This is a genomic window from Flavobacterium sp. (genome assembly GCF_043779715.1).
Taxonomy (GTDB): Bacteria; Bacteroidota; Bacteroidia; order Flavobacteriales; family Flavobacteriaceae; genus Flavobacterium.
In genome coordinates this window covers 1-9,433 of sequence record NZ_JAYWDT010000072.1, presented here as the reverse complement: position 1 = coordinate 9,433, position 9,433 = coordinate 1, and the positions used below count along the sequence as shown (strand labels likewise).

Below are 9,433 nucleotides of genomic sequence, written 5' to 3'. Positions count from 1 at the left end.
TGTTGCAGAAAAAATAATTTTGCCAATAAAAATTCCAATAGCAAATGCAACAATAAAAATGGATAAGAAAATAAACAAATCTTTCATAAAAATACTTTTTGTAAGTTTGTAAAATTAAACAAAAGTTTTCGAGTATTAGTTTCAATATTTAACATAATTTCAAATAGATGGAAAAGCAATCTCAAAATTCTAGTACTGTTTTTTTAGCAGTAATTTCTTTAGCCAGTTGGCTTGCAGTTTTCTTGCAGTTATATTTGATAATCGTAAATCGCGTTGCCTCTGTTCTGGAAACAATTGTTCGCTTTTTTAGTTTTTTTACGATACAATCTAATATTTTGGTAGCAATTTGCTTTACAGTTCTTTGGTTTAAACCAAAAAATAAATTGGAATTGTTTTTTTTAAATAGTAAAAGCTTAACAGCAATTACAATGTATATAACAATTGTAGGAATAGTTTACAATTTAATTTTAAGATTTTTATGGGTGCCAACTGGAATGCAAAGGATTACCGATGAGATTTTACATCTAGTTATTCCTGTTTTAGTTTTGATATATTGGTTTCAATTTGTTTCTAAAAAATCTTTAGAATATAAGAATGTTTTCCCTTGGCTGCTGTTTCCTTTTTTATATTTAATATACACTTTGGTTCGTGGATATTTTTCTAATTATTACCCATATCCATTTTTAGATGTAAATATTTTAGGATATACTCCCGTTTTTTTAAATTCATTTTATATGTTAATCGCTTTTTTTAGTGTTGGATTTTTATTAATATTTAGCAGTAAATTGTTAAGTAATAGAAATTAGTATGCACCAACATTTCATCATTCACAAACCTTACGGATATTTATCTCAGTTTAAATACGAACTAAAACGCAAGAAAAAACTGCTAGGAGAATTACACGATTTCCCCGAAGGAATTATGGCTATTGGTCGATTAGATGAAGATTCGGAAGGCTTGCTTTTATTGACAACGGACGGAAAAATGAGCGAAATAGTTCGTAGCAAAAAAGTCGAAAAAGAATATTATGTTCAAGTTGACGGTATTATGACTCATGAAGCTATCGAAAGATTAAAAAAAGGCGTCGAAATAGGTTTTGATGGTACAAAATACATGACTAAACCTTGCCAATCCTTTATTGTTAATGAAGTTCCTGACTTTGGCGAGCGAGGCAAGAAAATTCGTGACGAACGCCACGGACCAACATCTTGGGCTTCTATTGTTGTAACCGAAGGAAAATTTCGTCAAGTAAGAAAAATGACTGCAGCTGTAGGATTTCCTACGTTACGATTGGTAAGAATTCGTATAGGAAATGTACATTTAAACAACTTGCAAGCAGGAGAAGTTTTAGAAGTAAATACATTTAAAATAACCGAATAAATAACCAATTATGCTTAACATTGTTTTGGTAGAACCAGAAATTCCTAATAATACTGGAAATATTGGTCGTTTGTGTGTTGGAACTGGCAATCGTTTGCATTTAATTCACCCTTTTGGATTTGAAATTAATGATAAAAATTTGAAACGTTCTGGTTTAGATTATTGGGTGTATTTAGATTGGAATCAATATCAAAATACGCGAGAATGGATAGACCAAATTCCAGATAAATCGAGAGTTTTTCTTATGTCTTCCCATGCCAAAAAATCTTATTATGAAGCGGATTTTCAAGAAGGAGATTGGTTGGTTTTTGGGAAAGAAAGTGTAGGATTAAGCGAAGAAATTTTGAATTTATTCGAAAATCATTTAACGATTCCTATGTCTGATAAGATTAGAAGTTATAATATTGCAAATTCAGTAGCGTTTGTGGTAGGCGAGGCGAGAAGGCAAATTAATTTTAAATAGTTATTTTCCGAAAATCTCATCAAAAAAATCTAACATCGCACGCCAAGAACGTTTATCTGCTTTTTCGTTATAAGCTACACCAGTACTTTTTTTATTTCCAGCATCTTTGTGTGTAAATGCATGAACAGCATCAGCATAATAAACCATTTGCCAATCGGTTTTTGCAGTACGCATTTCGTCTTGAAAAGATTTGATTTCTGCATCTGATACGAAAAAGTCATCAGCACCATGGAGTACTAAAACTTTAGGATTAATAGGTTCGATTGTTCTTGAGGCATCTCTACCCAAACCACCATGAAAAGAGACCACACCATTAACTTTAAAATTAGCTCTAGCAACTTCTAATGCCCCAGTTCCGCCGAAACAGTATCCAATAACGGCAATCTTATCAGCATTTGCTCCAGCTTTTATCAATTGGTCTAAAGCTAATTGAATCCTTTTATGATATTCTATATAATTGGTTTTAAAATAACCAGCCAACTGACCTGCTTCTTTTGTATTTGTAGGTCTTTTGTCAACACCATAAATATCAGCAACAAAAGTAATGTATCCTAGATTTGCTAATTCAGTAGCATTCGTTTTTGCATTGGTTTCAATTCCCATCCAAGCTGGTAAAACTAATACTCCGGCTTTGTTTTTTAAAATTTTCTTAGGTTGTGCTAAAATTCCTTCTAGTTTTTGATCTCCATCAGTGTAAGAAACTGATTTTAATTGTGCTTGAGAAGAGATAGCAGTTATGAAGAATAAAGTAAGAAATAAGTTTTTCATCTTAAAAAGATTTAATTTATCGTAAAATTACGAATATTTCACATTCAACAGATGTGAAATAAATCCTAATTATTTAAAAATAAATTTCCCTTTTTGGTCATCAAAAATAATATTATCATCTTTAAATAAAGTATTAAAAGCTCCTTTGGTGATCAAATTGCAAGGTTCGTCTTGTATAACTATTTCATTTGTCATAATTACCATTTCATCACTCAATTGAATGGCTAAATCTATATCGTGAGTCGAAAAAAGAATGCATTTTCCTGTTTCTTTCGACAATTTTTTTAGTAATTTAAAGAGAGATACTTTGTGTAATAAATCCAAATGTGTTGTAGGTTCGTCAAGAATAATAAGTGGTGTGTCTTGTGCTAAAGCTCTTGCAACCAACACTTTTTGTAATTGACCATCGCTAATTTCAAAATGCTTTTTATCAGATAAATGGGTAATATTTGTAAGTTGTATGGCTTCAGTTATTTTTTGAATATCTATTGCAGAAAGTTTTCCAATCCAGTTGGTATAAGGTTGTCTTCCTAGCGCAACTAATTCGTAAACGGTCAAATTACTAGGAGGCAATTTTTCGGTAAGAACTACACTCAAATTTTGAGCTAATGTTTGGTTGTCATAACTCTCAATCGATTTATTATTTAAAAGAACGTCACCAGAAATTGGTTTTTGAATTCCAGTTAATGTTCTTAATAATGTCGATTTTCCTATTCCGTTAGCGCCAATTAAAGTAATAAGTTTGCCTTCCTGAAAGTTTAAGTTAAGATTTTGAGTAATAGTAATCGCTGTGTTCTTGGTTTTGTAACCAATACTTAAATTTGAAGTAGAAAGAATATTTTTATTATTCATAATGTGGTTTGTTTTACTTAAATCACATTTACTTCGGCCTCAATATAAATGCCAAACATTTCAAAAACTGTTTTTTGCACATCTTTGGATACATTCAGAATTTCTTGTCCAGTTGCATTACCATAATTAACTAAAACCAAGGCTTGGTTTTTGTGAATTCCCGCATCTCCAAAACGTTTTCCTTTGAAACCTGCTTGCTCGATTAGCCAACCTGCTGGAACTTTTACTTCGGTTTCTGAAATTTCGTAAAACTTCATTTCGGGAAATTTTTTGTGAATGGGTTCGAATTCCGACTTTAATAAAATTGGATTTTTAAAAAAACTTCCGCTGTTTCCTAATTCTTTTGGATCTGGTAATTTGCTTTGACGAATGGCTATTACAGCATTCGAAACATCTATCAAGCCTGGAGTTTCGATGTTTTTATTAGTTAATTCTAATTGGATATCGCCATAAGAAATATTTATTTTGTGGTCTTTTTTTGTTAATTTAAAAACTACCGATGTAATTATATATTGGCCTTTTGCTTCGTGTTTGAAAACACTTTCACGATAACCAAAATGGCATTCTGCATTTGTAAAAATTTTCATTTCTTGAGTTCCAATATTCATCGCTTCGCAGGAAACAAAAGTGTCTTTTATTTCAGTTCCGTAAGCGCCAATGTTTTGTACAGGGGTTGTACCAACATTTCCTGGAATAAGTGACATGTTTTCTAATCCCCCAAAATCTTGGTTGATGGTCCAGAGTACAAATTCGTGCCAGTTTTCGCCAGCTTGACTTTCTACCCAAACAAAATTTGCATCTTCATTGATGATTTTTTTACCTTTTAAATCGATATGAATAACCAACGCATCAATATCTTGTGTGAGCAACATATTGCTTCCGCCGCCTAAAATAAATTTTTTTTCTGTTGAATTTTCTTGTAAAACGGTTTTCAAATCATCGACAGAATGAATTGCCACAAATTGTTTTGCTTTGGCTTCGATACCAAAAGTGTTGTGCTTTTTTAAAGAAAAATTAGGAATTATAGTCATCAAAAATCAATTTTATATGCAAAAATAGGATAAAGAATTTTAAACAAACTTCTGAAAGTAATTTTTTTGCCAAATATGTAACATAAATAATGGCATGATGTATGGAATTATTTTTTTGTCGCCTTTTTCGATCTGTTCGACAATTTTTTTGCCGTTTAGATTTTCTAAAAAAGGCATGTTGAAAATTTCACTTTTTGCAAAGTTTTGTAATTCGTCCCTAAGCCTATTATTATACAATAGATAGTTATTCCAAGGCGCACTAAGGCCAATTTTTCTGAAATTAATAATCTCTTGGGGTAGTTTATCTTCCATCGAAGATTTTAAAATATACTTTCCTTTTTTGCCAGAAAACAGCCATTTATCCTCGAGTGTACCTAAACCAGCGATTAAACGTTGGTCTAAAAATGGCTCACGACATTCGATAGAAGCTCCCATAGTGCAACGATCATTTCTATCTAAAAGCGAACACATATAAGTATGTTGGTCAAAATATAAAACTTGTCTTTGCATGCTATTAGGATATAATTCTTTTGCTTCTTTTAGGATTTGATAACGATATTCGTTTAGTGGTTTTATTCTTAGTCCGTAAAATGAATTAATATCATTGGGGTAAATACTGGTACTGTTAAACAAGATTAAATCCGATTTATTATTGATTTTTGAATAGCGAATTAACTTATCATACCTCGGATTGTTATTAAAATATTCTAAATTACTGACTTGACCAATAATTTTTAATAACGAAGGATTTTTTAAGGCTTTGTAGCGAACATAACCGCCCATTAGCTCGTCGGCGCCTTCGCCAGAAAGTAGAACTTTTACTTTCTGACTGGCTAATTTAGATACAGCAAGCAAATGAGGCTCGTTTAGATGCATGAGTGGTTCGTCCTGAAAATAGGTAGACTCTAATAAATTATCAAAAAGGATATCTCCCTCAATTTTTATAGAATTGAATTCATAATTGAATTGATCAGTAATATTTTTAGCTAAATAAGATTCGTTGTGTTTTTCTTCTGAAAAACCAATGTTAAAAGTTTGTATGTTTTTGTAATCCTGATGGTATAATGACGACAAAATAGAGCAAGAGTCTAAACCACCACTAAGTAAAATGCCAACTGGAACATCGCTTGTCATTCTTAGTTTTACCGATTCGAAAAAGATTTCTTCAAACCATTTTTTAGGGTTCAGAATGTGACTGTGATTTTGTATTTCTTCTTTTAGATTCCACCATTTTGTGGTTTTTATATTTCCATTTTCATGAATAGTCATGTGATGTCCTGGCAAAAGCTTGTTTACATTATTGTATAAGGTGTTTTCGCCAGCTACAAATCTATTAAAGAAATATTCTTCTAATCCACTTTCTGATATTTGTATAGGAACTCCAGCTGCAAAAAGTGCTTTTTGTTCGGATGCAAAGTATAAAGTATTCTTATGTAATGAGTAATACAAAGGTTTTACGCCCATTCTGTCTCTTACCAAAACGAGTTTTTTTTCTTCCTTGTCCCAAATGGCAAAAGCAAACATTCCGTTTAGGCGAGATAGCATTTCTAAACCATATAGCTCGTATAGTTTAAGTAAAACTTCGGTATCTGAACCAGATTTTAGTGTGATTCCTTTATTTTTTATTTCAGTATAAAAAGATTGGTAATTGTAAATCTCTCCATTAAAAACAATAATATATCTCCCATTTTCGGAATAAAAAGGTTGGTGTCCTGCCGATGAAGTATCTATAATAGATAATCTTCTGTGACCCAAACCAATATTATTTTCAATAAATATACCAGCATCGTCTGGACCACGATGTTCAAGAACATCACGCATTTTTACCAGCTGATTTTTATCGACCGATTTGTTATTAAGATCAAATATTCCGTTTATACCACACATAAATTAATCAGATCTTAGGTTAATTAATTCATGGTATTTGTCGGCTATTTTTTTCATATTGATAGCATAATTGGCATTTTCTTCTACAAATTTCCTATTTTCTAAAACTGCATTTTTTCTAATTTCAGAATTTTCGAAAGCCCAAACAATCTCATTAGCTAATTTTTCGATATTTTCAGATTCAATTAAAATGCCGTTCTTTTTTTGGATAATCCAGCTTTTATTTCCAGGTAGATTGGTCACAACAGGAAAGCAACCACAAGCCATTGCTTCAAACAATGATGCAGAAACGCCTTCGGTTGTTGGCATACTTATATATAAGTTTGATTTTTGAAGTAGTTTAGGTAAATCGTTGTTGCTAATTCTTCCTGTAAATGTTACATTATTTTCAATCCCCAACTCTTTACTTAATTTTTTGAGTTTACTTAATAAAATTCCATCACCAACAATTGTTAATTCGAACGGGATATTTTGCTTTTTTAGAATTGCAAAAGCTTTCAAAATCACATCATGTTTGTATTCAGGTAGTAGAGAACGAGTTACAATGGCTTTGATAATTGATTCGTTACAATTGTCTTGGTATTCAAAAAAATTTAGATTTATACCTTTTGGTATAACCATAACTTTACTCATATTCACATGATTATTTTGCATGTGTGTTGCCATAACTGGTCCCCAAGCATGTATTAAATCTGCTTTTTTGAAAGCGTAACTTTGAATAATCTTCTTAAAAGGATAAAGCAGAGAATTTTGTGGCCATAAGTCAGTTATCCCTTGTTGCGCAATGGCTATTGGTCTTATTCCTGAAAGTGCAGCAAGAAATCCGTAGCTTGTGGTTCTTTCGGCAATAATCATATCGGCATTAAATTTTTTTGTAATACTTCTTATGGTTAAAAAGGATTTAGATAATTCTGCCAATCTTTTTATTCTAGAAACGCCAGTACTTCGGGTGTGTAATTCCCAAGTTACGATTTCGAAATCGCCAAACTCCTTCAGACCATTCATCCAAGTAATTGCGTCGGCACGATAAGTTTCTCCAAGGAAAAGAATTCGTTTTTTTTGCATTGTAATATTTTATTCTTCGGTTTCTAAAGCTCGGTTTAAAAACTCATTTAATGGTTTTAAAGCAATTAATTTTTGTGCTATTTTTTTTGAAAAATCTTTGTCTAAAAATAACTTATCCTCAATTTTTTGCGAACAAGTATAACTTTTTAGTTTTAAAAATTCGATAGCAGCATGATTTGGTTCGTAGCCTTTCGGTGCTTTTTTTAATAAATTACTTTCTTCACGAGTAATTTCTTTGAATTCTTTTTTGAAAGCAGGATTGTTTACAATCGCTTCTAAATCATCATAAAAAAAAGCAATTTCTTTACGAATATTTTTTAGTTCATTTGCTTCAGGACACCAAACACCACCAGCGATAAACGAACTTCCTTTTTCGAAATGAATGTAATAACCAGGACTATTTTTTCTGTTTTTATTAGTGGTTAGCCAGAGTGCAATATTTGTTTTGTAAGGTTGTTTGTCTTTAGAAAATCGAATATCACGATTTATACGAAAAGTACAATTTTTAATTTCTAATTGATCTAAAGATTTGTCCAAAGGCTTCATTTCTTGTAAAACCGATGCAATAAACTGATGATAGTCTTTTTTGTAATTTTCGTATCGTTTTTTGTTGGCATGCATCCACTCCGTATTGTTATTGGCTTTTAGGTCGTCAATAAACTGAATTGCTTCTTTGGTAATCATTTTACAATTGTTTTTTTAAATCTTCTTCGCTAATATAACCTGTGTTTTTCCAGATTTCTTTCCCTTTTTCATACAATATTAATCTTGGTAAAGCATCTATTTTAAGTTCTTGACATAAAGTTTTATGTTCGTCGGCATCAATTTTTATAATAATTACTTTGTCCTTTAATTCGACTTTCATTTTTTCTAAATAAGGTGCCATTTTTTTGCAAGGACCACACCATTTAGCATAAAAATCGATTAAAACTTTTTTGTCTGAAACGATTAGTTTTTCAAATTCTGCTTTTGTCATTCCAACTTTTTCTGTGCTTGGTTTAGAATAACCCGTAGCGCTCCATTTCATCATCCCGCCATCAAGATTGTATATGGTTGTAAAACCCAATTCGGCAAGTTTTTCAGCCGCTTGTCCGCTTCTTCCACCCACTTTACAATATACAAAAATGGGTTTTGTTTTGTCGTAATTACTGGCTTTAGCTACAAAATCGCTTCCGTTCCAGTTTACGTTTGTTGCATTTGTTATGTGTTCGATATTATATTCTTCGGGCGTTCTAACATCAAGTAATTGAGGTTTTTCTGTTGTTTGTAGTTTTTCTGAAAAAGCTTTTACATCAATAGTTTGTATGGCTTTTGATGTTTGTCCTTTACAGCTTGTAAAAACCACAACAATTATTAGAATAGAGATTATTTTTTTCATTTCTTTTTTTTTAGCTAATATAACATTAAAGATTAAATATTTTATAACTCTGATGGGTCGATTTTACGATATTTTCTGTTCGTTCAGAATGTGTATCGGAAATAAATAACTGACCAAAATCATCATTGTTTACCATAGCTACAATTTTTTCGACACGAGTTTCGTCTAGTTTATCAAAAATATCATCGAAAAGTAAAATAGGTTTTTCTCCACTTTGTTTTTTTACAAATTCAAATTGAGCTAATTTCAAAGCAATCAAAAAAGATTTTTGCTGTCCTTGTGAACCAAATTTTTTGATAGGATAATGCTCGATATTAAAAGATAAATCATCTTTGTGAATGCCAACACTTGTATATTGCAAAGCTCTGTCTTTATTGATATTTTCTTGTAAAAGTGATAATAAATCCTGATTTTCTAACTGACTTTCATATTCCAATTGCACTGTTTCGGCTGAATTAGAAATGTTTTGATAAAATGAATTGAAAATGGGAATAAAATCGTTTAAAAACTGTTTTCTTTTTTCAAAAATATTTTTCCCAAAAGCATTTAATTGTTCGTTATAAATGTCTAAAGTTCCAGTTTCAAAAACACGATTCACTGCAAAATATT

Annotated in this window: 11 protein-coding genes; 3 read left to right on the top strand and 8 right to left on the bottom strand. The window is 31.2% G+C overall.

The window, feature by feature from the left end; translation table 11 throughout:
- Positions 1-167: 167 nt before the first annotated feature.
- The 3 genes from ACH2BG_RS03870 to ACH2BG_RS03860 are packed head-to-tail and all read left to right on the top strand — an operon-like array spanning position 168 to position 1,843.
- Positions 168-806, top strand: a complete 639-nt coding sequence (locus ACH2BG_RS03870; RefSeq protein ID WP_395046404.1) for a Pr6Pr family membrane protein — start codon at positions 168-170, stop codon at positions 804-806.
- A 1-nt stretch (position 807) separates the two neighbouring features.
- Entirely contained in the window at positions 808-1,380 is a 573-nt protein-coding gene (locus ACH2BG_RS03865) for a pseudouridine synthase (protein WP_395046403.1), read from the top strand.
- A gap of 10 nt (positions 1,381-1,390) precedes the next feature.
- Entirely contained in the window at positions 1,391-1,843 is a 453-nt protein-coding gene (locus ACH2BG_RS03860; RefSeq protein WP_395046402.1) for a tRNA (cytidine(34)-2'-O)-methyltransferase, read from the top strand.
- Here the strand turns inward: ACH2BG_RS03860 and ACH2BG_RS03855 are convergent, their stop codons facing one another.
- The 8 genes from ACH2BG_RS03855 to ACH2BG_RS03820 all read right to left on the bottom strand — a co-directional run.
- Positions 1,844-2,611, bottom strand: coding sequence for a dienelactone hydrolase family protein (locus ACH2BG_RS03855; protein WP_395046401.1), 768 nt, complete (start codon positions 2,609-2,611; stop codon positions 1,844-1,846). It lies immediately after the preceding gene.
- Positions 2,612-2,680: 69 nt separating this feature from the next.
- Positions 2,681-3,463: an ABC transporter ATP-binding protein gene (locus tag ACH2BG_RS03850; protein WP_395046400.1), complete on the bottom strand. Its 783-nt coding sequence runs from the start codon at positions 3,461-3,463 to the stop codon at positions 2,681-2,683.
- 17 nt (positions 3,464-3,480) lie between these two features.
- The gene (gene murB / locus ACH2BG_RS03845) at positions 3,481-4,494 is read right to left on the bottom strand and encodes a UDP-N-acetylmuramate dehydrogenase (RefSeq protein WP_395046399.1); all 1,014 of its coding nucleotides are present in this window, start codon (positions 4,492-4,494) and stop codon (positions 3,481-3,483) included.
- 39 nt (positions 4,495-4,533) lie between these two features.
- Positions 4,534-6,381 (bottom strand): asparagine synthase (glutamine-hydrolyzing), encoded by a 1,848-nt coding sequence (asnB, locus tag ACH2BG_RS03840; RefSeq protein ID WP_395046398.1) that lies wholly within the window; start codon positions 6,379-6,381, stop codon positions 4,534-4,536.
- Positions 6,382-6,384: 3 nt separating this feature from the next.
- Entirely contained in the window at positions 6,385-7,446 is a 1,062-nt protein-coding gene (locus ACH2BG_RS03835) for a glycosyltransferase (protein WP_395046397.1), read from the bottom strand.
- A gap of 9 nt (positions 7,447-7,455) precedes the next feature.
- Positions 7,456-8,130: a DUF2461 domain-containing protein gene (locus ACH2BG_RS03830; protein ID WP_395046396.1), complete on the bottom strand. Its 675-nt coding sequence runs from the start codon at positions 8,128-8,130 to the stop codon at positions 7,456-7,458.
- A gap of 1 nt (position 8,131) precedes the next feature.
- Positions 8,132-8,824, bottom strand: a complete 693-nt coding sequence (locus tag ACH2BG_RS03825) for a thioredoxin domain-containing protein (protein WP_395046395.1) — start codon at positions 8,822-8,824, stop codon at positions 8,132-8,134.
- Positions 8,825-8,849: 25 nt separating this feature from the next.
- Positions 8,850-9,433, bottom strand: a 584-nt coding sequence (locus ACH2BG_RS03820; RefSeq protein WP_395046394.1) for a DNA replication/repair protein RecF, incomplete at its 5' end; no start/stop codon positions are given.